Origin of the sequence: Puia sp. P3, from assembly GCF_050632245.1 — a bacterium.
Taxonomy (GTDB): domain Bacteria; phylum Bacteroidota; class Bacteroidia; order Chitinophagales; family Chitinophagaceae; genus Puia.
This window is the reverse complement of sequence record NZ_CP192583.1, coordinates 2201246-2222064: the sequence shown is the minus strand read 5'-3', so window position 1 is coordinate 2222064 and position 20819 is coordinate 2201246. Positions and strand designations below refer to the sequence as shown.

22 protein-coding genes and 2 pseudogenes are annotated in these 20819 nt (G+C 54.8%); 13 read left to right on the top strand and 11 right to left on the bottom strand.

The window, feature by feature from the left end; translation table 11 throughout:
* Positions 1 to 34 precede the first annotated feature (34 nt).
* From ACQ86N_RS13260 to ACQ86N_RS13250, 3 genes are all read left to right on the top strand, one after another.
* Positions 35 to 442, top strand: a complete 408-nt coding sequence (locus ACQ86N_RS13260; RefSeq protein WP_431217393.1) for a methylmalonyl-CoA mutase family protein — start codon at positions 35 to 37, stop codon at positions 440 to 442.
* A gap of 203 nt (positions 443 to 645) precedes the next feature.
* Complete coding sequence (locus ACQ86N_RS13255; RefSeq protein ID WP_431215562.1) at positions 646 to 1161, top strand: WD40/YVTN/BNR-like repeat-containing protein; 516 nt, start codon at positions 646 to 648, stop codon at positions 1159 to 1161.
* A gap of 73 nt (positions 1162 to 1234) precedes the next feature.
* Positions 1235 to 1684, top strand: coding sequence for a WD40/YVTN/BNR-like repeat-containing protein (locus tag ACQ86N_RS13250; RefSeq protein ID WP_431215561.1), 450 nt, complete (start codon positions 1235 to 1237; stop codon positions 1682 to 1684).
* A 106-nt stretch (positions 1685 to 1790) separates the two neighbouring features.
* Here ACQ86N_RS13250 and ACQ86N_RS13245 read toward each other — a convergent pair whose 3' ends face one another.
* From ACQ86N_RS13245 to ACQ86N_RS13235, 3 genes are all read right to left on the bottom strand, one after another.
* The gene (locus ACQ86N_RS13245; RefSeq protein ID WP_431215560.1) at positions 1791 to 2795 is read right to left on the bottom strand and encodes a hypothetical protein; all 1005 of its coding nucleotides are present in this window, start codon (positions 2793 to 2795) and stop codon (positions 1791 to 1793) included.
* Between the two features lie 442 nt (positions 2796 to 3237).
* Positions 3238 to 3822, bottom strand: coding sequence for a hypothetical protein (locus ACQ86N_RS13240; protein WP_431215559.1), 585 nt, complete (start codon positions 3820 to 3822; stop codon positions 3238 to 3240).
* Positions 3806 to 4039 (bottom strand): hypothetical protein, encoded by a 234-nt coding sequence (locus ACQ86N_RS13235; RefSeq protein WP_431215558.1) that lies wholly within the window; start codon positions 4037 to 4039, stop codon positions 3806 to 3808. Before ACQ86N_RS13235 ends, ACQ86N_RS13240 begins: the two co-directional genes overlap by 17 nt.
* Before the next feature lie 268 nt (positions 4040 to 4307).
* On the opposite strand from ACQ86N_RS13235, the gene ACQ86N_RS13230 reads away from it, so the two are divergent.
* A complete protein-coding gene (locus tag ACQ86N_RS13230) occupies positions 4308 to 4697 on the top strand; it encodes a hypothetical protein (RefSeq protein WP_431215557.1) in 390 nt (129 codons plus the stop codon).
* 121 nt (positions 4698 to 4818) lie between these two features.
* Here the strand turns inward: ACQ86N_RS13230 and ACQ86N_RS13225 are convergent, their stop codons facing one another.
* Complete coding sequence (locus tag ACQ86N_RS13225) at positions 4819 to 6459, bottom strand: glutamine--tRNA ligase/YqeY domain fusion protein (RefSeq protein WP_431215556.1); 1641 nt, start codon at positions 6457 to 6459, stop codon at positions 4819 to 4821.
* Positions 6460 to 6465: 6 nt separating this feature from the next.
* Positions 6466 to 7353: a YggS family pyridoxal phosphate-dependent enzyme gene (locus ACQ86N_RS13220; RefSeq protein ID WP_431215555.1), complete on the bottom strand. Its 888-nt coding sequence runs from the start codon at positions 7351 to 7353 to the stop codon at positions 6466 to 6468.
* Here ACQ86N_RS13220 and ACQ86N_RS13215 point away from each other — a divergent pair.
* A complete protein-coding gene (locus ACQ86N_RS13215) occupies positions 7240 to 9627 on the top strand; it encodes a TonB-dependent receptor domain-containing protein (RefSeq protein ID WP_431217392.1) in 2388 nt (795 codons plus the stop codon). The two genes, ACQ86N_RS13220 and ACQ86N_RS13215, sit on opposite strands and share 114 nt — an antisense overlap.
* An 11-nt stretch (positions 9628 to 9638) precedes the next feature.
* Here the strand turns inward: ACQ86N_RS13215 and ACQ86N_RS13210 are convergent, their stop codons facing one another.
* The gene (locus tag ACQ86N_RS13210) at positions 9639 to 10796 is read right to left on the bottom strand and encodes an acyl-CoA dehydrogenase (protein ID WP_431215554.1); all 1158 of its coding nucleotides are present in this window, start codon (positions 10794 to 10796) and stop codon (positions 9639 to 9641) included.
* 171 nt (positions 10797 to 10967) lie between these two features.
* Positions 10968 to 11477 (bottom strand): hypothetical protein, encoded by a 510-nt coding sequence (locus ACQ86N_RS13205; RefSeq protein WP_431215553.1) that lies wholly within the window; start codon positions 11475 to 11477, stop codon positions 10968 to 10970.
* Between the two features lie 160 nt (positions 11478 to 11637).
* Here ACQ86N_RS13205 and ACQ86N_RS13200 point away from each other — a divergent pair, with 160 nt between their 5' ends.
* The 3 genes from ACQ86N_RS13200 to ctlX are packed head-to-tail and all read left to right on the top strand — an operon-like array spanning position 11638 to position 13928.
* On the top strand, positions 11638 to 11898 hold the full coding sequence (locus tag ACQ86N_RS13200; RefSeq protein WP_431215552.1) for a hypothetical protein: 261 nt from the start codon (positions 11638 to 11640) through the stop codon (positions 11896 to 11898).
* 17 nt (positions 11899 to 11915) lie between these two features.
* The gene (locus ACQ86N_RS13195) at positions 11916 to 13004 is read left to right on the top strand and encodes an arginine deiminase family protein (protein ID WP_431215551.1); all 1089 of its coding nucleotides are present in this window, start codon (positions 11916 to 11918) and stop codon (positions 13002 to 13004) included.
* 12 nt (positions 13005 to 13016) lie between these two features.
* Positions 13017 to 13928: a citrulline utilization hydrolase CtlX gene (gene ctlX / locus ACQ86N_RS13190; protein WP_431215550.1), complete on the top strand. Its 912-nt coding sequence runs from the start codon at positions 13017 to 13019 to the stop codon at positions 13926 to 13928.
* On the opposite strand, the gene ACQ86N_RS13185 is transcribed toward ctlX, so the two are convergent.
* The gene (locus tag ACQ86N_RS13185) at positions 13925 to 14356 is read right to left on the bottom strand and encodes a DUF72 domain-containing protein (RefSeq protein ID WP_431215549.1); all 432 of its coding nucleotides are present in this window, start codon (positions 14354 to 14356) and stop codon (positions 13925 to 13927) included. The genes ctlX and ACQ86N_RS13185 overlap by 4 nt on opposite strands.
* A gap of 180 nt (positions 14357 to 14536) precedes the next feature.
* Here ACQ86N_RS13185 and ACQ86N_RS13180 point away from each other — a divergent pair, with 180 nt between their 5' ends.
* The 3 genes and pseudogenes from ACQ86N_RS13180 to pyk all read left to right on the top strand — a co-directional run bounded on the left by ACQ86N_RS13180 (position 14537) and on the right by pyk (position 17052).
* Positions 14537 to 15187 carry an ATP-dependent 6-phosphofructokinase gene (locus tag ACQ86N_RS13180; protein ID WP_431215548.1) on the top strand — a complete coding sequence of 217 codons (651 nt, stop codon included), beginning with the start codon at positions 14537 to 14539 and terminating at the stop codon, positions 15185 to 15187.
* Positions 15105 to 15515: a 6-phosphofructokinase gene (locus tag ACQ86N_RS13175; RefSeq protein WP_431215547.1), complete on the top strand. Its 411-nt coding sequence runs from the start codon at positions 15105 to 15107 to the stop codon at positions 15513 to 15515. The genes ACQ86N_RS13180 and ACQ86N_RS13175 overlap by 83 nt, the downstream gene beginning before the upstream one ends.
* 44 nt (positions 15516 to 15559) lie before the next feature.
* Positions 15560 to 17052 (top strand): annotated as a pseudogene (gene pyk, locus ACQ86N_RS13170) (pyruvate kinase).
* A gap of 74 nt (positions 17053 to 17126) precedes the next feature.
* Here the strand turns inward: pyk and ACQ86N_RS13165 are convergent.
* From ACQ86N_RS13165 to ACQ86N_RS13155, 3 genes and pseudogenes are all read right to left on the bottom strand, one after another.
* Positions 17127 to 17830: pseudogene (locus tag ACQ86N_RS13165) on the bottom strand (copper homeostasis protein CutC).
* On the bottom strand, positions 17811 to 18656 hold the full coding sequence (locus ACQ86N_RS13160) for an isoaspartyl peptidase/L-asparaginase family protein (protein WP_431215546.1): 846 nt from the start codon (positions 18654 to 18656) through the stop codon (positions 17811 to 17813). Before ACQ86N_RS13160 ends, ACQ86N_RS13165 begins: the two are co-directional and overlap by 20 nt.
* Complete coding sequence (locus tag ACQ86N_RS13155) at positions 18620 to 18865, bottom strand: hypothetical protein (RefSeq protein WP_431215545.1); 246 nt, start codon at positions 18863 to 18865, stop codon at positions 18620 to 18622. Before ACQ86N_RS13155 ends, ACQ86N_RS13160 begins: the two co-directional genes overlap by 37 nt.
* 57 nt (positions 18866 to 18922) lie before the next feature.
* Between ACQ86N_RS13155 and ACQ86N_RS13150 the strand changes: the two genes are divergently transcribed.
* Both ACQ86N_RS13150 and ACQ86N_RS13145 read left to right on the top strand, forming a co-directional pair.
* Positions 18923 to 20266 carry a CocE/NonD family hydrolase gene (locus tag ACQ86N_RS13150; protein ID WP_431215544.1) on the top strand — a complete coding sequence of 448 codons (1344 nt, stop codon included), beginning with the start codon at positions 18923 to 18925 and terminating at the stop codon, positions 20264 to 20266.
* Positions 20158 to 20817 carry a CocE/NonD family hydrolase gene (locus ACQ86N_RS13145; protein ID WP_431217391.1) on the top strand — a complete coding sequence of 220 codons (660 nt, stop codon included), beginning with the start codon at positions 20158 to 20160 and terminating at the stop codon, positions 20815 to 20817. Before ACQ86N_RS13150 ends, ACQ86N_RS13145 begins: the two co-directional genes overlap by 109 nt.
* Positions 20818 to 20819: the final 2 nt, after the last annotated feature.

The window sequence follows — 20819 nt, the reverse complement described above, 5'->3', positions numbered from 1 at the left end:
ACCCTGGCGGCCGTCCTCGGGCGGCACACAGTCGCTGCACACCAACGGCTACGACGAAGCCCTCAGCCTGCCGACCGAAGAAGCCGCCCGCATCGCACTGCGCACACAGCAGATCGTCGCCTTCGAAAGCGGTGCCGCGGATACGGTCGACCCCCTCGCCGGCAGTTACTATGTGGAAGCGCTCACGCAGGAAGTGGAGGAAGCCGCCTGGCAGTTGATCCGTCATATCGACGATATGGGCGGCAGCGTCAGCGCCATCGAGCAGGGCTTTATCCAGGAAGAGATCGCCCGCAGCGCCTACCAGTACCAGCAGCGGGTCGAGAAAAAGAGCAGATCATCGTCGGCGTCAACAGCTATCAGACCGCGGAGGCCGGATCTATCCCCGTATTCCGCATCGACGACAGCATCCGGCAGGTGCAGACGGCAAAACTCGATTCCCTGAAAAAAGAAGAGACCCGGCCAGAGTCGACAGGATCCTGCAGGACCTCAACGACAAGGCTTCCTCCGGCGAAAATATCATGCCCGTGGTGGTCGAGGCCGTGGAGAACCGCTGTACGCTCGGCGAGATCGCCGATACGCTCCGCGAAGTGTTTGGGGAATATAAATAAATCCTAACTTGCCGGCATAACCCCAATGACCGACCGAATGCGTAAGCTTTACCTTGTGTTCTCCGGCCTCCTGATTTTCGCCGCTTGCAGCAAACCCGATACTCCGGCGCCCGATCCCCCACCCCGTCCGGCAGATACTTCTGGGAGACCGGCTAGTTCACCGCCTTATGTTGTGCCGACTGACAGCACAGGCTGGCATTTGATCGGATTCAACGCATTACCTTTCTTTACGGATATTCATTTTGTCGATACGCTGCATGGATATGCGAATGCAGGCCAAGGAATTTATAGTACCAGCGACGGGGGCCTTACCTGGAACCAGGTGCCGGGTGTGCAGAGTTATCGCGAATTTTCCAGCTTTTTCTTTTTGAACAGCCAGCAGGGTTATTCGATAGGACGCACGGATGTGGCGGTTACGATGGACGGTGGTCATACCTGGAAGGTAAAACCCAACAACCTCAATTTGACTTCTGGCGGCTGGATGACGGCTCAGTTCTTCAGCCCTTCTACAGGGTATTTAGTTTCCAATCTCGGGCACTTATCTGACGACTGACACCGGCACGAGCTGGAAACAGGTGAACAGCAAGCCGTCTCTTGCAATTTATTTTACTGATGTGCTTAACGGGATGATCTACGCGGACCCGGATAGCCTCTATCGGACTACAGACGGGGGGCAGCATTGGACGCCTCTTTCGGCGCCGCTGAAGCCACACAGGTTCAGCGATCTCGTGTATGCAACGCTCCAGGCGACAGATGCCCAGCACTATTGGCTGATGGACGGATACAATCTGTATGCAAGCAGCGACGCGGGAAATAGTTGGAAAAGCGTCATCTCCGCACAGGATTCGTCCCTTCAATATTTTGTGGACCTAAAGATGATCAACAGCCAGACCGGCTATCTTATGGCGTCGGCGAAGGTACTGAAGACGACGAATGGTGGTGCCAGCTTCACCCCAGTATACGGATCGGCGTCCCTCTCGATGGAAAGTCTGAATTTCGTAGACGAAAAACATGGATGGGCCTGTGGTAAGTTGTCGATGCCCTCTCAAATTATTTTGTTGAAATATAGCCACTAGATATATTTAATAAATGAACTGTTTGCTGCTTGCCACCCCATCCTTCGACAGACTCAGCACATACATCCCATGCGGGTACCCGCCGGCGGCGAGGTCCGTGACCTGGTCACCGGCCTGCGCGCTGATCGTCTGACGGTAGACGGGCCTGCCATCGGTAGACCAGACGCTCAGCTCGATAAGTACCGCCTTCGGCCAGATGGAGAAGGGTTCGTATCGCGCCGGCCGAAGCCGCCACACTGCGTATGGCCGTCGCCGCTGCCTGTTGGCCGATATTCACTACCGAAGTCGAAGAGATCACGCTGACCCCAGCCTGCTGTTCGGCCAGCACCCGGTAAAAGACCTTCCCCGAAGCCGGCAGAGAAATATCGCTGTACTGATAGTTCGAAGCGTCTGTGGCGGGCTGGCGATCGATAGCCGAAAAATTCGTTCCGTCGAATGAGCGTTGGAGCGTATAGTCAGCACCGGCGGAAATTCCCAGCGACTGCCACCTGAGATTCACCGCGCCCGTTGTTGGTCTCGCAGTCAGGGTGATGGACTGCTCCGCGAGAACGCCGGAGACCGCCTGTCCTGTGATGCTGATATTGTCGAAGACAAGACGGCTGTTGCCGCCTGAATTGATGGTCGTATTGAAGCCATACAGCCGGAAACTAACGGCGCCCGTCAGGTTCTGAAATGCCGCGGGGAGGCTCACCGTAAAAGTGGCGTAGTTGAATGTCATGCTGTTCGTGGCGAGGTCGGCGGTATAGCCGTCGAGGCTCGAACGCAGCGTCCAGTTGTTGGGACCGGCCCCCGAAGGACTGCCCGTATTGCTTCTGCGGATCGTCATGGCCACGTTGTTGAGGACCAGTGTATACCCGGAAGACGGGCTGACCGAGAACTGCAGGTAAGCATTGAGGTCGACCGCACCGGTAGGCCAGCCGTCCTGACCATAGAATTCGGTGGAGCCGTTGAAGGCATTGCTGACGATCGACGAGCCCAGCGAGGCGGCCGTTGCCGATATGTTGGAGCCGGGTGAACCGGACAGCGTACTATTGAAACCCCAGGAAGCGGCCGTCTGAGCGTTGGCGCCGGTGGTTATCAGGAGAACTGCAAGGGTAACGGTCGATTTCATACATACAGGTTGTGCCGTAACAGTTGCAATTGGTTTGCCTCTTTCACAACATTGTTGGAATCAACCTATTAGCTGCCGTTGGCCCTGAACTTTTTTCCCATCGGCGGAAAGTTTTCCAATTCAGGAAATATGGAATTGCGCAGGAGCCCACAAAGTGCAACCTATTGTATTTCGCCTAAAGTGGATTAAAAACGGGCCAAGTCTTTGAAATCAGATAATTAGGATGGCTGAATACCGACCTCGCTCGGTGTATCAGGCTGAGCTTGATACTGGTTTGCCGGCGGCAGTGATCCGTCGATCTCCCGGGATATTTTGAGCAGCAGTTGACTGCTGTTCTGGAGCTTGGTGACCAGTTCATCGGTTTTTTGCCACTGTGTTTGCAGCTGGCCCTGGAGTTCTTCGATCTGGCGATCCTGGCTTTCCGAGGCGATGGTCTTTATCTCTAAGGAGCTGATCTTTGCCCTGAAGTTCCCGGTCTTTTTCGGCTATTTGCCGCCCCTTTTCCTCTAACTGTCTCCCCAGTTCTTCCGCCAGGGCCGGGCGAAATTGGGTCCACCGGCGACGGAGCGAGCGCCTCCACGGCCAATGGCGTCCCTGCTTGCGCATCAGCTGGCGCGGCCTCTTCCCCGCTAACCGACCCGGGCGGTGGCGGCACGCCTGGCGCCCGTCCTTCCACCCGCTGGTCCAACAGGTCCCGGTACCGTTGCTCCGACCTGACCAATTCGTCCTTTAGCTGTTCGATCCGCCTGTCGGCGAGGTCCCGGTACTGTTCATATTTCTCCTTCATCCACAATATACCCTTATACATCCTGTTCCGCTCCCGCTCGCTGAGGCTTTCCTCGCCGCCGGCCGGGCTCCAGCCCCCGGGGCACCCCATCTGCAGCATCAGCCGTCGTAACATGGCCCTCCACCCCGGCAGAACGTTCGGTCCCGGCGGCACCCTCCACCCCTGCAACACCTTCACCCCCTCGACCCCAGCCGAGCCTTTATCAACCCCGGCCATGCCTTCATCAATCCCGGCCGTCATACGCCTCCCCTGAATAGCCGCAAGCAATTCTTCCGGCACTGGCCGAAAGCTCCATCCCCTCCATGGAAAGCCTTATCTCGTCCACACCCCTGCGACGACTGCGATAGTGCAGCCATGTAGTGAGCAGCAGGGCCACGACGATCAGTGGTACGGATATCCATAAAAGTATGCGAAGGAATAGCCCGAACTCATATAGGTTAACCAGGAGCAAATGCATGATGAGCGTTTTAGGTAGAAATGCTCTCGATATTGAAAGACAGATAATTGTGTAATGAAATATATTTCCGGCTGGTTCTGCGGCAGGGTGAAAGCGGTTGAGAAAATACAATATTCACGCCAAAAAAGCCAGGATTGACCGACGACCCGAATGGCTGCTTGCCGCCTACGTAAATCCGGTATCTGGCACGGGATTTTAGCACAAATTTGGTGCTCCATCATGAAGGCCCGCAAGGGCCGAAGGACAATCATTATAAAACTTTTCAACCATGAATGCCAGAAAAAATTTTATCGCTTGCGCCGCGCTCCTGATCGCGCTCTTTTCCGCCACATCTACTTTCGCCCAGGGCGGTCGTATGATGGATACAGCTGCTATGCGTCAGCGCATGGAAGCCCGGCTTCAAAAAATGAAAGACGACCTGAAACTTACACCCGTGCAGGTAGATTCCATGAGAGTCATCCAGACGGATATGCAGGGTAAGATGCGGGATATCTTCATGGACCAGTCCATGAGTCGCGAAGACAAGATGGCCAAGATCCAGCCGATGCGCGAAGCCTCCGACAAAAGGGTGGAAGCCGTTCTCGGGGCCGATCTGTTCAAAAAATACCAGGATTGGCAACAAGCTAACCGGCCACAGCGTGGCGGTGGGGGCAACTAATAAAAGAAAAAGGAGGCCGACGGCCTCCTTTTTTTATCATGATTTCTTCTGTTCTTTCGCCCAGTTGTCTCTCAGCGTGGTCGTCCTGTTGAAGACCAGCTTTTCCTCAGAACTGTCCTTGTCAAGGTAGAAATATCCCTTTCTCAGGAACTGGTAGTGATCGCTGAACTTCGCATCCTTCAATCCAGGTCTCCGCATAAGCTGCGGGAAGTACCTGCAGCGAATCCGGGTTGATATACTCCTTAAAGTCTCCTTCTTCATTTGCCGGGTCTTCCACACGGAACAGCCGGTCATAGAGCCGCACTTCCGCCGTGATCGCATGCCTGACGCTGACCCAGTGGATCGTCGCCTGCACCTTCATATTAGCCTGAGCCTCGCCGGTCTTCGTCTCGGGGATATACGAACAGCGCAGCTCGGTGATCTTCCCCGAAGCGTCCTTTACGACTTCGTCACACTGGATGATATAAGCGCTTTTCAGCCTCACCTTCTGGCCCGGCGACAACCGGAAGAATTTCTTCGGCGGATTCTCCATGAAATCCTCATTTTCGATATAGAGCTCGCGGCTGAAAGGCAGCTGACGATGGGTCGTCTCCGGGTCTTCCGGGTTGTTCTCGCTGCTCAGCCATTCTTCTTCCTGCCCGTAGTTGGTGATCACGACCTTGAGCGGATCAAAAACCACCATCCGCCGGTGGGCGATCTTGTTGAGATGGTCTCTCACGCAGAATTCGAGAAGGGAGACGTCGATCAGGTTGTCCCGTTTGGCCACGCCGATCCTCTCGGCAAAATGGCGGATGCTCTCGGGCGTGTAGCCGCGGCGGCGAAGACCGGAGATCGTCGGCATGCGGGGGTCGTCCCAGCCGGTGACAAAGCCCTCGTTGACCAATTGCAGGAGCTTGCGCTTGCTCATCACCGTGTAGGTCATATTGAGACGTGCAAACTCATACTGGTGCGAAGGGAAGATCTCCAGCTTGTCAATAAACCACTCGTACAGGGGACGATGCGGAACAAACTCCAAAGTACAGATCGAATGCGTGATCTTCTCGATGGAATCGCTCTGGCCATGGGCAAAATCGTATAGCGGATAGATACACCATTTGTCGCCGGTGCGGTGGTGATGGGCGTGCTTGATCCGGTACATAATGGGGTCGCGCAGCAGCATATTGGGCGAGCTCATGTCGACCTTCGCCCGCAATACCTTATCTCCGTCCTTGTATTTTCCGGCGCGCATATCTCTGAACAGCTGCAGATTTTCCTCTACGCTGCGGCTTCGATAGGGACTGTCCTGACCGACACTGGTAGGCGTACCCTTGAGCCGCGCGATCTCTTCGGACGTGCTGTCATCCACATAGGCGAGCCCCTTGCCGATAAGGTCTTCGGCAAACTGATATAGCTGTTCGAAATAGTCGGAAGCATAGAGCTCGTTCGCCCACTCAAAACCGAGCCAGCGGATATCCTCCTTGATGCTTTCCACGTATTCGGTGTCTTCCGTTACGGGATTGGTGTCGTCAAACCGAAGGTTGGTCTTACCGCCGTATTTCTGTGCCAGCCCGAAGTTGAGGACGATAGACTTGGAGTGACCGATATGGAGATATCCATTCGGCTCCGGGGGAAACGGGTCAGGATCGATTTGTACCTGCCCGCAGACATATCCTCCTCTACGATCTCTTCCAGAAAATTCAGGGACTTTTCTTCTTCTTTTTTGATCTCCGTCATAAGTACTTCTTGAACCTGCGAATTTAATGAATCCCCGGATGACGGCCAAAGCCCGTCACCCCCTTTTCCCAAACAGCAGGCTGCCGATACGTACCATCGTACTCCCTTCTGCCACAGCCAGTTGATAGTCTCCGCTCATCCCCATCGACAGAATGCCGGAACCCGGCCCCGTCAGGGCAGTAAAATGGACGTCGAACAACTGCTTCAGCGTATGGAATTCCGCCCGTACGGCGGCTGTGTCGTCCGAAAACGAGGCCATACCCATCAGCCCTTTGATGCGGACATTCGTCCATTCCGCGGGGTTGGACCGCACGGTCATCAGCAGATCGTCCAGCTCGGCCGCGTCCAGACCGAACTTTGTCTCTTCCTCCGCTATATGCACCTGTAAAAGAACGTCGGCTATCCGGCCCGCTTTCGCGGCCTGCCTGTCGATCTCCCTGAGCAGACGGAGACTGTCCACGCCGTGGATCAAATAAACAAATGGAATAATATACTTGACCTTGTTGGATTGGAGATGACCGATAAAATGCCAGCGGATGTCTGCCGGCAGCTGCGCCTGCTTTTCGGTCAGCTCCTGGACATAGTTCTCGCCAAAGTCGCGCTGCCCTTCGCTATAAAGTGCTAAAATATCTTCAGCTGGTTTAGTCTTCGAAACGGCCACCAGTACTGCTTTTTCACCGATCTCCTGCTTTACACCGAGATAAGCTTCCCTGTTTATCGGCATATTAAATGGGTTTAGTGCGAAGATACCTACACCAGCGGTATCGTTGAGCAGGTTTAGCAGAGCAAATTGGGTTAATTTTGCGGACTTTTCACCCACGGACCTTTCATACATGAAGAAGACGCTTGTTCTCATCCTTTTTTCCCGCTGTTCGGTCTCGCACAGAGTAGCGGCGCGCTCACCGGAAAGATCGTCGACGCGCAGACCCGACAACCCATTCACGCCGCTACAGTAACGCTGTTGCAGAGGGATTCTACCGCTGCGGGGCAGGTGATCAGCCGTCCCGACGGAACGTTCACCCTTGGCAGCGCTCCGGCGTCGGCCGTGTCGGTACGGGTGAGCATGGTGGGATATCAGTCCTTCGTGCAGGCTATTCCGGCGGGGCAGCGCGCGGCAGGAGCCACCTTCAATATCGGTACGATCCGGCTGAAGACGGCCCAGGCGCAAATGCAAACGGTTACCGTAGTTGCTTCGAGAAATCCGCTGCGTACCGAGATCGACCGGCGGGTGTTCAACGTATCGGGCAGCCTCGCCAGCAAAGGCGGAACGGCGTCGGACGCGCTGCGTCAGGTGCCTGCTCTCAGCGTCGACGCCTCCGGAAACGTCAGCCTTCGCAACGGCTCACCGATCATTCTGCTGGATGGCAAGCGTACCCAACTGACCCTCGACCAGATACCTTCGGACCAGATCCAGAGCATCGAGGTCATGCCCAATCCGTCGGCGAAATTCGACGCCCAGGGAAATCACGGCATCGTCAATATCGTACTGAAAAAGAACAGGCAGCCCGGCTTCAACGGTTCTGTTACGGGCGTAGTAAGCACGCTGCGCGAGACCTACGAGTTCCTGAATCTCAACGCCTATAAGAAGAAGTGGAACGTGACGTTCAATTATATGGGGCATCGCCACCGGAGCGTCGCCAATACCACCACTGCCCTCAGCGACGTTGCGACCCGCACGACGACGATCCAGCGCGGCTATTCCGAAACGACAGGACCATTCAATATGTTCAAGGCGGGAGCCGACTATTTCATGGACCCGCACAATACCTTCAGTATATCCGGAAATATCGGCTTTGGCCACCATCCGACCACCGGCACGCAGACCACGGACTATCGCAATGCATCGGACCTCACGGATTCCACCGGGTTGCGGACCTCGTCGAACAGCGATCGCTTCGTTTTCACGCACTCCAACTTCGACTATGCGCACTCGTTTGACAAATCTGGAGAGAAGTTGACTGTCAGCGCCGCCGCAGAGACCTACCACGGCACCGATGGCGGGCGGTATAACATGCAATACACCGACAAAGGCGGGACGCTCACGGGTACGCCGCACCAGCAATTGTTTGACGGCCTCGGAGACGCGCGCAACCTGACCTTTCAGACCGACTATACCGATCCGCTGATAGACGGCAGGGCGCGGTTCGAGACCGGGCTCAAGGCGATCCTTCACGGCAATCACAGCTATAACGATTTCCAGAATGCGGCCGGTCCCAACTGGATAAAGGATCCGGCAGCCAGCTATAACTACCGGTACAACGATAACACTTATGCTGCTTATGCCAGCTACAGCGACCAGGTCGGGAAAAAGTTCAGCTATATGGCAGGGTTGAGGCTGGAAAAATACGATTATACGGGGAAGTTGCTGGACGTCAACAGCGGGTTTGGATTCCATCAAACCGGGCTTTACCCGAGCCTGTATCTGACCGAAAAGGTCGGAGAGCAGGGAGACGTACACCTCAACTATTCACGGCGGGTCAACCGGCCGCAGTGGTGGCAGATCACCCCGGAGACCAACTATTCCAATCCGCAGAACCCCCAGTCCGGCAATCCCGATATCCGGCCGGAGAACACGAACCTGTTCGAGCTCGCGTACAATGACAAGTTTGGCGTCCTGACGTTCAACAGCACGATCTACGTGAAAAATACGCTGAATCCCATCATGGCTTATAATAAACCCCTGTCGAGGGACACTCTGCTGAGCACATTCGAGAACGGCAACAGCATCAACACGTATGGCGCCGAGCTGATCTTCCGGTTGCCCGTCACGAAATGGTGGAATGCTACGAGCAATCTCAACGTGTTCGGGACGGACATCAACGCCAACAATCTCCCGCAGGGACTGTCCAATTCCGGATTCAGCGGGTTTGCCAAGCTGAATTCCGACATGCGGCTGCTGAAGCTGTATACGTTGCAGGTCACCGGCAATTATAATGCGGCGAATATAGTGGCGCAGGGCAAGGTCCTGGCTTCGGGCGGTCTTGATATTGCGATCAAACGCGACCTGATGAAGAACAATGCGGCGACGCTGGTGCTGAGTCTCTCGGACGTCTTCAATACGCAGCAGACCCGTGTCGATACGTATTCGCAGGGTTTGTTCTTTCAGGAGTCCATTACAAAACCGGAGACCCGGGTGTTCAAGATCAATTTCACGTATAGCTTTGGAAAGGAGCTCGACGGTCAGCGGCACAAGGCGAATACCGAGAACAACGGCTAGCGAATGCAGCCCTACCCTTTCAGTATGGACCGGCTGATCACGATGCGCTGCACCTCGCTGGTGCCCTCATAGATCTGGGTGATCTTGGCGTCGCGCATCAGCCTTTCTACGTGGTATTCTTTAACATAGCCATAGCCGCCGTGTATCTGTACGGCCTCCGTTGCGGTCCACATCGCCGTCTCGGACGAGAAGACCTTGGCCATCGAAGAGCTGAGGGCATAGTCCTTATGCTGGTCCTTTTCCCAGGCGGCGCGGAAACAAAGCAGCCTGGCGGCCTCGATTCGGGTAGCCATATCCGCTAACTTGAACTGTATGGCCTGGTGGTTCATGATCTCTTTTCCGAACGCCTTGCGCTCTTTGGAATAGTTGAGCGAGAGCTCATACGCGCCGCTGGCGATGCCCAGCGCCTGGGAAGCGATGCCTATACGGCCGCCGGAAAGCACCTTCATCGCGAAAGTAAATCCAAATCCGTCGTCGCCGATGCGGTTCTCTTTGGGAACCTTCACGTCGTTGAACAGGATGCTGTGGGTATCGCTGCCCCGGATGCCAAGTTTATTCTCCTTGGCGCCGACGGCGACACCCGGAGAATTCTTCTCTACGATAAAGACGTTGATGCCTTTGTGCCCTTTGGCTATATCGGTCTGGGCGATGACCAGATAGACCGAGGCAGAGTTGCCGTTGGTGATCCAGTTCTTGGTGCCGTTCAGCAAATAGTGATCACCCTTGTCCTCTGCTGTTGTTCGCTGCGATGTGGCGTCGCTCCCGGCTTCGGGTTCGCTGAGGAGGAAGGCCCCGATGTACAGTTCCCCGTCCTTGCGTCCCCGGGCCAGCGGGGTGAGGTATTTTTGTTTTTGCTCTTCGTTGCCAAAAGCCTCCAGTCCCCAGCACACCAGGCTGTTGTTGACACTCATACAGACGCTGACACTGGCGTCGATCTTGCTGATCTCTTCCATGGCGAGCACGTAGCTGACCGTATCCATCCCCGATCCGCCGTAAGCCGGGTCGACCATCATGCCCAAAAAACCGAGCTCGGCCAGCCTGAGTACCTGCTCCTTTGGAAACTTCTGGTGCTCATCTCTTTCTATTACTCCCGGCAGGCATTCGCTGCGGGCAAAATCCCGGGCGGCCTTCTGGATCATCAGGTGTTCTTCGGACAACTGGAAATGCATATGGACAATCTATTTTATTGTTGCCCAAAAATAATAGAAAGTCATATTACAAACTAACATTTGTTAGTATTTTTGTGCAAGCCCGTACCTGGAGTGTCTTTTTGCGGAGGTGCGTAGAGGGAAGTGGTGCTTATAGGTGAAATGACCCGGCCTCCGTCCGGGCGCAGAGGTTTATATCGGAAGGGCGCTTGCTTTATTATGGAGGAGTCCGATTACCGTTTTGAAAATAACGATAAAAAGCCCGGCTTCCTCTTCGGTGAAATTGCTGCCCTCGCCGTCGTCACCGTCTTCGCTGTAGATAGTAGCGGCAGCGAACTGCAGGAGATCGGGCTGGCAGAAAGCGTCCATGATGGCCATGGCGTCGGATTCGTCGAAGCCGTCGTTGAAGACTTCTTCCATTTCGTCGAATTCCTCGTTGAACGCCTTTTCGAATTCTGGTTCCGTGATGGCGGGGATGCCAGGGCTCAGCTCTCTGAAGCTAAGCAGGATAATGGTCAGGACATAGGCAACGTCCTCTCTTGCGTCGGGTTCCTGCAGCTCGCGGCTCTCACCCAGCACATACCCGACCACGGCCGGCTGGTCTTTGGCGAAAGCATCCCAGACCTTGCTGATCTGTCCTTCGTCCATGCGCTGGATCCGGTCGTTTATGAGGTCGATCACCTGATCGGTAATTTGTATCATCCGCAATTTTCTTTCAAACCTACATTAAAATGTGCATGTGGGCAAAACAACATAACTTGCAATTATATGTCAAGAACTTACTCGAACAGGACGAAGAATTCCATTTCCGTATCCTCCGAAGTAGGCCGTCTCCGGCGGGTCCCGGTGCACAGTCCCGACAGTGGGCTGGGCAAAGCTGGTCCCGTCCAAGGCGCAGGACTGGCTCTTCGAAGACATTGTTCATCTGGATACTATCCGGAGGAAAGAGTATGATTTCTATACCAAGATACTCCTGTATTTTCTTGACCCGGAGATCATAAAAGGCCGTCTCGCCGAGATCGACGACGAAAAGAACAAGAGGGCATTTTACAAGCCGGGAGACGAAAGTTTTTCCGGTCCGAAAAGGTCGTCGAGCTGCAGTGGCTGCTCAGCGATATCCTAACCGACGAATCCATCAAGATGAAACTGGTGGCGTCGGTCTGTGCTATCGAAGCCTGCTCCTACGAAACCCAGCAGCAGCTGCAGCAGCTGGACTCCGTCCAGCTCGCCAAAACCTTTATCAGCGGCTCTCTGACCGAAGACCAGATGCTCTTCGCCCCGATCCCGAACTTCATTTTTACCAGGGACATTGGAATCGTCATCAACAACCATGTCCTGCTGAACAAGCCCGCCAAGAAGGCGCGTACGAGGGAGGCCCTGCTGGCAAAATATATCTTTTTCAACCACCCGCTGTTCGCCGAATACCAGGACAGGATCATCGAGCTCGCGGATACCCACCACCATTTCCTTTTGCCCAGGGAAGGCGACGACCGAAAAGTGACACTGGAAGGCGGGGACGTGATGGTCGTCAGCAAAGACCACCTGCTTATCGGCGTCAGCGAAAGGACGTCTACCGAGGCGGCCTACCAGTGCCATCAAGGTCCTCTTCGACAGGAATGTGGTCAAGAAGATCACGATCATCCGTATTCCGAAGAAGAGGGATTATATGCACATCGATACCATCTTCACACAGATACGCCGCAACGTCTGGATCCTGCTGGGGACTTTTTCCAAAAAGGCCATGAAACACGAAGACGACGACGAGGTACAGCGGATCCTCGGGGACAGCAAGAAGGAAGACAAACTCAAGATCATCCAGTTCCGGAAAAAGACCCCGGCAATCCGGAATATTTCGACAACCTCGAAGACCTGCTCTCCGATATCAGTAAGAACGACCTCGAGTGCACCGAGAAAGTGAAATTCATCTATTCCGGGAATAACGAATTCCCCTTCGACGCAAGAGAACAGTGGACGGACTCCTGCAATCTGCTGGCCCTGAAAGAAGGCGTCGTACTCAGCTATGACCGCAACGACAAGACCGTCGAAGCATTCAAAGAGAACGGATTTGCCGTCGTACACGCCGAAGACCTGATCCGCGAAATGGAAGAAGGACGCGTCGATCCGGGCACACTTGAATATACACTTGTCCTGATGCCCTCCGCGGAACTGTCCCGCGCAAGGGGCGGATTTCACTGCATGAGCATGCCGCTGCACAGGGACGAGCTATAAACCGCCAAAATCATGCAAACGACTTCGCATCTCCTGATGATCCGGCCCGTCAACTTCAGCTTTAATGCAGAGACGGCCGGGAGCAACGCCTTTCAGGCAGCCGCCACGGACAACGCACAGCAGCAGGCGCTGCAGGAATTTGAGGCGTTCGTAGCCCTTCTGCGGGAAAATGGCGTAGACGTCACCGTTATCGATGACACGCACTCTCCGTATACACCCGATTCCATTTTTCCCAATAACTGGATCTCCTTTCACGAAGAGGGGACGGTATGCCTCTACCCCATGTATGCCCCCAACCGCCGGCTCGAACGAAAACCGGAAGTACTGGAGCAGCTGTCCCGGAATTTCGACATCCGCGCTACCTTCGACTTCAGCGGATACGAAGAACGGGGGCTGTTTCTGGAAGGCACCGGCAGCATGGTGCTAGACCGGGACGAGAAGATAGCCTATGCGTGTCTCTCCCCAAGAACGAACAGGGCCGTCCTCGTAGACTTCTGCGAAAAGATGGGATATACTCCGGAGATATTCACGGCCGTGGACGGTAAAGGTCAGGCTATCTATCATACCAACGTCATGATGTGCGTCGCCGACCGTTATGTCGTGGCCTGCACGGACGCCATACCCGACCCGGTGGAGCAAAAGAATTTTGTTTGCACCATCAGCCATAGCGGGAAGGAACTGGTGACGATCAGCCTCGCCCAGATGAATCAGTTCGCCGGCAATATGCTCCAGGTACACAATAACAAAGGAGAACGGCTGCTCGTGATGTCATCACAGGCTTTTGCCTCGCTGGACCCTGAACAGGTCAGCCGTCTTGCCGGCTTCAATCGCATCCTTCATTCGCCGCTGACGATTATCGAGACCAATGGCGGCGGCAGCGCCAGATGCATGATGGCGGAGATCCATCTCGGGCCGCGCGCCTAGAACAAGGTCAGCGGCGCCGGCGGCTCTGCAATGCGCTTCGGAGGTTTCAGCGCCAACCCGCACACTTCATTAAATCGCTGCACTGCATGACTGATCGACTCCGACATTTTGGGACAAAACCGGAAACCTTCTCCGGCATGCAAAGCCCAGCGCTCGATGACCGGCCTGGGCTGCAGACTATAAAAAAGCGTATTAAGCTCGATGCAGTTGAACTGACTGACGTAAGAAGCCAAAAAATCCTTTTGTTTTGTCCCCTTTGGGTATAGCTTGCCTACCCAGTCCGCACGTCCCCATTGCGTACAGCCTACGAAGAGGCGGCCTGGCTCCTGCTGAGCCTGCAGTCGTTGCCATAGCAATTCATTTGCGGGATCGTCCGCGGGCAGCGAAAAATCGACGGCTTCAATGTCCGCTAGTTTACCAAATTCCATAATATATCGTTTCGAACCTGCCTTTTATGATTAAAACAACAAGCTTATGCAATTTGCGTATAGTTTACACGCAAATTCCTTACTTTTGGGACTTCGATTGGTTTAACTTAGAAAATTTCCAAAGAAACTTGCTAAAAGTTAAAGCTTTTTAAACTTCAAATCTTTAGAACAGAACCCCAGATGGAAAATAAAGTCACTAAAATTGGCGTACTCACTTCCGGCGGCGATGCTCCGGGAATGAATGCCGCCATACGTGCAGTGGTCCGTACCGGTATTTATAATGGAATGGAGGTATTCGGTATCATGCGCGGCTATAGTGGAATGATCGAGAACGATATTGTCCCCATGCATTCGAGGAGCGTAGCAAACATTATTCAGCGGGGTGGAACTATCCTCAAGACGGCGCGCTGCAAGGAGTTCTTCGAGCACGAGGGACGCAAAAAAGCATACAACAATCTGAAGAAACTCGGTATCAACGGACTGGTGATCATCGGCGGAGACGGAAGCTTCCGCGGAGCCCACAAACTCAGCGGAGAGTTCGATATCCCGTGTATCGGTCTCCCCGGCACCATCGACAAGGATATCGCCGGTACCGACTTCACCATCGGATTTGACACCGCCGTCAATACGGCCGTGGAAGCGATCGACAAGATCAGGGATACAGCTGACGCCCACGACCGTCTGTTCATCATCGAGGTCATGGGCCGGGATGCAGGATATATCGCACTTCACAGCGGTATCGCCACCGGTGCGGAAAATATCCTCATCCCTGAACGCAAGACGGATATCGAAGAACTCGTCAACGGACTTCTCGAAAAGGAAAAGACGTAAGAAACTGGTCAATATCATCGTCGTAGCGGAAGGCGACAGGGGTGCGGAAGACGTGGCAAAGGTCATCAAGGAGCGGGTGCCTACCGCCGATACCAGGGTCTGTGTACTTGGACATATCCAGCGCGGAGGTGCGCCGACCTGTATGGACAGGCTCATTGCCAGCCGCATGGGGTATTCTGCCGTAGAGTGCCTCATCGAAGGACGTCACAACGTGATGATCGGCATCGTCAACAACAAGATGCACTATACTCCGCTGGAAAAAGCCGTAAAAGCCAAACAGCGGATCAGTGAAGACTGGCTGAAGATCGTAAAAATACTTGCATCCTAAGAGTCGATCGTCAAAAAATAACATCCTAAAAAATCCACCGACACATGTCAAAGAATTTATCGAAATACCTGTATCAGAATATGGACAAGGAAGCAGGTATCCAGCACACGTTTCACAAGACCAAGATCGTCGCTACTGTAGGACCCGCCTGCGACACGTACGATAAATTACTCGAGCTGGTAAAGGCCGGTGTCAACGTCTTTCGGCTGAATTTCTCCCACGGGGACCACGAGGGAAAAGCAAAGATCATCCAGCATATCCGGAACATCAACGTTACCGAACCCTATAATATCTCCATTCTCGCCGACCTTCAGGGACCGAAGCTGCGCGTCGGCGATATCAAGGACGGCGGTCTGCCCATCGCCCCTGGCGACATCCTGACCTTCACCTCTAAAGAGAAAGTGGTCGGTACAAAGGAAAAGATCTATGTCTCCTATCCCAACCTGCACCACGACGTGGTAGTAGGCAATAAGATCCTGATCGACGATGGCAAACTGGAAGTGGTCGTCGTCAACGTCTCTCCCGACGGCGACGTAAAGGTTGCTGTTACTTATGGCGGCGTGCTGCTTCCCAAAAAAGGCGTCAACCTCCCCGATACGAAGATCTCCCTGCCCGCGCTGACCGAAAAGGACCTCGTGGACCTCGAGTTCATCATCGAACAGCAGTGCGACTGGGTCGCCCTTTCCTTTGTTCGCAAAGTGGAAGATATCATCGACCTCAAGCGCCGGCTGGCGGAAAAGAAAAGCCTGTCCAAGGTGATCGCCAAGATCGAAATGCCGTCCGCACTGGACGACCTGCGCAATATCGTACTCGAATCCGACGGCGTAATGGTTGCCCGAGGTGATCTCGGCGTCGAACTGCCGGTGGAGAAAGTCCCGATGGCTCAGCGCGATATCATCCGCAAGTGTATCCACCGCGCCAAGCCCGTCATCGTCGCTACCCAAATGATGGAAAGCATGATCGACCGGGTCAAGCCGAACCGCAGCGAGATCACCGACGTGGCCAACGCCGTGCTGGAAGGAGCCGACGCAGTGATGCTCAGCGCCGAAACAGCTACCGGTCAGCACCCCGCCCTCGTCGTCGAGACCATGCGGAAGATCATTCTGGAAGTAGAACGCACCGAATATCGCTACAACAGGGAGGAAGATCTGGTCCCCCAGCCGCACTCCCCGTCGTATCTTAGCGACGCCATCTGCTATAACGCGTGCAAACTGGCCAAAGACGCCAACGCGGACGCACTGGTCAGGATGACGCAGAGCGGATATACGGCCTTCATCCTCTCCAGCTATCGTCCCAAATCGCCTTTGTATATCTTCTCCAAGGAGAAAAGCCTGATCAACCAACTGAGCCTTAGCTGGGGGTTCGCGCCTTCTACTACGCGGAAGAAGAGAGCGTAGACGGCATCATCCACGACCAGCACGCTATCTTAAAGGAAAGAGGATTTATCAAACAAGGTGACGTTGTGGTGAATACAGGCAGCCTGCCCATCGAGGAGCACCTGCCCACGAATATGCTGAAGATCACCAAGCTTCAATAAATGATTTCGGCCGGCGCCGCTGGCGCCAGCTGACGGAAAGAGGCATCAGCTGGTAAACCCGGTGAGTGCCTCTTTTATTTTTTGATCTCTTCTTCACTTGCTTCCGTAAAGGACTGCTCTTCTTTCATGCCGGCGTTGACATAGTCCATGGCGCTGGCCTGTTTCAGACGCGCGGAAGTGTGAAACTCCGAGGCGCCCGTAGCCTCCGCCAGGGCGGTGATATTGGAAGCCCTCACCCCCGAGCCGGGCATGATGATGATCCGCTCGTCGGCCTCCCTGATCAGCTGATCGATCAGTTCAGCCCCTTCCATGGCGGTAGGCCGCTGTCCGGAAGTAAGAATTCGCTCGCACCCGATATTGATGATATCTTCCATCGCCTCGAAGGGTTGGCCGCCCAGTCAAAGGCCCTGTGAAAAGTAACGCCCATCGGATAGGCCGCTTCTACCAGTCGCGCGCAGCGCTGTTTGTCTACCGCGCCATCCCGCAGCAGCATACCGATGACAACTCCGTTACAACCCGCCTGTTTGCAGTACTCGACGTCGCGCAGCATCGTGCGATACTCTTCATCGGAATACAGAAAGTCTCCTCCTCTGGGCCGGATAATGGGATACAACTGAATACGCAGCATCTCCCGGGCCGTTGTTACCAGTCCGGGCGAGGGGGTGGTGCCGCCTTCTTCAGGGCTGGCGCAGAGCTCGATCCGATCGGCGCCGGACTGCTGGGCGATCAGGGCCGAACTCAGATTGAAAGCACATATTTCAAGCGTGTAGTTGGTCATGGGAGATAGCTTTTACATCAACCATTTTCTCTTCGGAATTGTTCCGGATCGCATAACTAAATCCTTTCTGCAGGGCATATGCGCCTACTTCACCTTTCTTATTGATCGCAATGAACGCCACCTGTATTTCTTTCGCCTTCTCTTTTTTGATACGGGCGATCTTTTCTACCGCCGCCTTGCAGGCTGCTTCGGGAGAAAGCCCCTGCCGCATATACTCCACCACGCTGTGCGAGCCGCAGATACGGATGACGTCCTCGCCCTGACCCGTGGCCGTGACGGCTCCGACCTCGTTGTCTACGAACAGCCCCGCCCCGATGATGGGAGAGTCGCCCAGCCGGCCCCGCATCTTGAAACCCATGCCGCTGGTCGTACAGCTGCCGCTGAGGTTGCCGGAGGCATCCATCGCCACCATCCCGATCGTATCGTGATTCCATTCGCCGTTGGGGAGCCTTTGCGGCGCCGACGGTCCGTGCCCCTGGTTGCTGCTTTTCGTATTCTCTATATTGATAACCGGTTTATATTCCGATTTCTTCAGCCACTCTTCGTAGGACTTCTTCGCGTCGTCGGAAAGCCCCGCCGGTTCCAGCGGGAAGCCTTCAGCTACAGCAAATTGTTGCGCTCCCTCTCCTACCAGCATCACGTGCGGCGTTTTCTCCATCACCCGGCGTGCGACCGATATCGGATGCTTGATCCGCTCGAGAAAGGCCACACTGCCACAGTTCCACTGATGATCCATGATACTGGCGTCGAGGGTTACGTGCCCATCCCGGTCGGGGTTTGCGCCCAGACCTACGCAGCAGTTGATAGTAGACTCGGTGACGCGCACCCCGCCTCTACCGCATCCAGTGCGCTGCCATTGCGGCTGAGCACTTCCCAGGCGCCTTTATTGGCCGCCAGCCCGGTATCCCAGGTAGAAATGACGACCGGACGACCGGTAACGGCTACTTGCGCCGGCGCCGCAGCTAATTTTTTAGCCAGAACCAACCCAAACGATCCAAGGGTGGCAGAATGCAGGAATTTTCTACGAGTGGACATGTCGAATACAAGTTTTGGTTTAAATTGGACAGCAGAATAATAAAATTAACGGATAATATGAGAAAACTTCTTTTTTCGCTGCTTTTTTCAGCCAGCAGCCTGGCCTGCTTTAGCCAGGGCACCCCCCAGGACAGCGCATGGATCAGAGATAACTATTATAAGATCGAACAGTACGTCCCCATGCGGGACGGTATCCGGCTGTTTACCTCCATCTATATTCCTAAAGATACGACAGAACAGCATCCCATCCTGATGACCCGTACACCGTATTCCTGTGCGCCCTACGGTACGGATAAGTGGAAAAACTTCTCGGCTGGGTATCTCCGTTATTATATGAGAGAAGGCTATATTATCGTCACCCAGGACGTCCGCGGCCGCTGGATGAGCGAGGGCCAGTTCGTCGACATCCGCCCCTTTATAAAAGACAAAAAGACATCGGCCGACGTCGACGAAGCCAGCGATACCTATGACGCCATCGACTGGATGGTCAAGCAAATCCCGCACAACAACGGCAAGGTTGGCGTGTTCGGCATATCCTATCCCGGATTTTATTCCACGATGGCGGCGGCGAGCGCCCACCCTGCCCTCAAGGCCGTGAGCCCGCAGGCGCCGGTGACGGACTGGTTCATGGGCGACGATTTCCACCACAACGGGGCCTTCTTCCAGATGGACGGCTGGGCCTTCTATGCATCCTTCGGCAAACCCCGCCCCAAACCCACGACCATCGGCCCTTCCGGCTTCGACTACAATACTAAGGACAACTACAAATGGTATCTGGAAACCGGCGCACTAAAAAACATCATGAAGCTGACCGGCGACTCCATTGCCTTCTGGAAGGACCTGTACGAGCATCCCAACCTCGACGCCTGGTGGAAGGCCCGCAACGCCCGCGTCGCCATGTATGACATCAAACCGGCCATCCTGGTCGTAGGCGGTAATTTCGACGCCGAAGACAACTACGGCGCCTGGAATCTGTTCAAGGCCATCCGTTCGCAGAGCCCCTCGACCAACAGCCATCTCGTGATGGGTCCCCGGTACCACGGCCAGTGGGCCAGCAACGACGGCACGCACCTGGGCAATGTCCGTTGGGGCTCCAATACCTCCTTCTGGTATCAGAGCAATATCGAGATCCCCTTCTTCAACTACTATTTGAAAGGCAAGGGTGCCGAACCCCGGCTGCCGACGGCGACCGTCTTCTTCAGCGGTGCTGATGAATGGCGGCAATTCCAGCAGTGGCCGCCTGCTGACGCCCACGATCAGGCTATTTATCTCAAATCAGGCGGCGGGCTGGACTGGAATGCACCGGTAAAAAAGGCGACTATACCGAATACATCAGCGATCCGGCGCATCCCGTCCCCTACACCGAAGACGTTCACTTCTACCGCACGCGCGAATACATGACCGACGACCAGCGGTTTGCATCCCGGAGACCCGACGTGTTATCTTTCCAGACACCCGCGCTAACAGAAGACCTCACCCTTGCCGGCGTTGTCACGGCCGACCTGCAGGTCAGTCTTAGCAGCACAGACGCCGATTTTGTCGTCAAGGTCATCGACGTATTTCCCGACGATTTCAGCTATGACGCCGTCACGCCCGGTCCCGTCCGGGGCCACGACCTGCCCCAGACCTATCCGATGGGAGGTTATCAGATGCTGGTACACGGCGAGGTCATGCGCGGCCGTTTCAGGGAAAGTTTTGAAAAACCGACGCCATTCAAACCCGGAAAGGTCGAGACGGTCAGCTTTAGAGTTGCAGACCTGGCGCATACCTTCAAAAAAGGACACCGGCTGATGATCCAGATCCAGAGCTCCTGGTTCCCGCTGGTCGACCGCAACCCTCAGAAATTCGTAGACATCTATACGGCCAATGACGACGATTTTCAGAAGGAGACGATCCGCGTCTACCACGACAGTGAGCACCCTTCGAAGATCGTCCTGCCGGTATTAAAATAAAT

Excerpts from the sequence above, each read along its gene's own strand:
- ACQ86N_RS13185 (WP_431215549.1), bottom strand. The coding sequence starts at position 14,356 with ATGGAATTTGGTAAACTAGCGGACATTGAAGCCGTCGATTTTTCGCTG.
- ACQ86N_RS13230 (WP_431215557.1), top strand. The coding sequence starts at position 4,308 with ATGAATGCCAGAAAAAATTTTATCGCTTGCGCCGCGCTCCTGATCGCG.
- ACQ86N_RS13255 (WP_431215562.1), top strand. The coding sequence starts at position 646 with ATGCGTAAGCTTTACCTTGTGTTCTCCGGCCTCCTGATTTTCGCCGCT.
- ACQ86N_RS13205 (WP_431215553.1), bottom strand. The coding sequence starts at position 11,477 with ATGATACAAATTACCGATCAGGTGATCGACCTCATAAACGACCGGATC.
- ACQ86N_RS13150 (WP_431215544.1), top strand. The coding sequence starts at position 18,923 with ATGAGAAAACTTCTTTTTTCGCTGCTTTTTTCAGCCAGCAGCCTGGCC.
- ctlX (WP_431215550.1), top strand. The coding sequence starts at position 13,017 with ATGCAAACGACTTCGCATCTCCTGATGATCCGGCCCGTCAACTTCAGC.
- ACQ86N_RS13195 (WP_431215551.1), top strand. The coding sequence starts at position 11,916 with ATGAAACTGGTGGCGTCGGTCTGTGCTATCGAAGCCTGCTCCTACGAA.
- ACQ86N_RS13180 (WP_431215548.1), top strand. The coding sequence starts at position 14,537 with ATGGAAAATAAAGTCACTAAAATTGGCGTACTCACTTCCGGCGGCGAT.
- ACQ86N_RS13210 (WP_431215554.1), bottom strand. The coding sequence starts at position 10,796 with ATGCATTTCCAGTTGTCCGAAGAACACCTGATGATCCAGAAGGCCGCC.
- ACQ86N_RS13235 (WP_431215558.1), bottom strand. The coding sequence starts at position 4,039 with ATGCATTTGCTCCTGGTTAACCTATATGAGTTCGGGCTATTCCTTCGC.
- ACQ86N_RS13250 (WP_431215561.1), top strand. The coding sequence starts at position 1,235 with ATGATCTACGCGGACCCGGATAGCCTCTATCGGACTACAGACGGGGGG.
- ACQ86N_RS13245 (WP_431215560.1), bottom strand. The coding sequence starts at position 2,795 with ATGAAATCGACCGTTACCCTTGCAGTTCTCCTGATAACCACCGGCGCC.
- ACQ86N_RS13240 (WP_431215559.1), bottom strand. The coding sequence starts at position 3,822 with ATGACGGCCGGGATTGATGAAGGCATGGCCGGGGTTGATAAAGGCTCG.
- ACQ86N_RS13155 (WP_431215545.1), bottom strand. The coding sequence starts at position 18,865 with ATGTCCACTCGTAGAAAATTCCTGCATTCTGCCACCCTTGGATCGTTT.